We start from the raw sequence: 374 nt of genomic DNA on the forward strand, positions 1-374 counted from the left end.
GCGCTGGCTCGTCGTACTCCCGGAGAACGCGGCGGAACACCCGTGGGCGACAGGTGCGAGCGAGGCACTGGCGCAAACCGGTGCGGAGGTCGTCGAACTCCGCGTCGGTGCCGATGAGTGGACGCGATCCGAGCTGGCCGCTCGCCTGCGTGCCCTCGACGTCGACGCGGGACTCACCGGTGTCGTCTCGCTGCTCGCTTTCGAGGAGTCGGAGCACGCGGGGCACGAAGGGGTGCCCGCCGGGCTTGCGGGCACGGTCGCGCTGGTGCAGGCCCTGGGCGATGCCGGGGTCGGTGCGCGGCTGTGGGCGGTGACGTCGGGTGCGGTGTCGACCGGTCGCAGTGATGTCCTGGAGTCTGCGTTGCAGGCGCAGG

At 72.2% G+C, this 374-nt stretch carries 1 protein-coding gene; it reads left to right on the forward strand.

The features are described 5' to 3' along the window. The coding region (locus ADL01_RS24275) for a hypothetical protein (RefSeq protein ID WP_159049613.1) at window positions 1–374 on the forward strand (374 nt) is incomplete at both ends.

Source organism: Streptomyces sp. NRRL WC-3618 (assembly GCF_001280005.1).
In the GTDB taxonomy this organism is placed as follows: domain Bacteria; phylum Actinomycetota; class Actinomycetes; order Streptomycetales; family Streptomycetaceae; genus Streptomyces.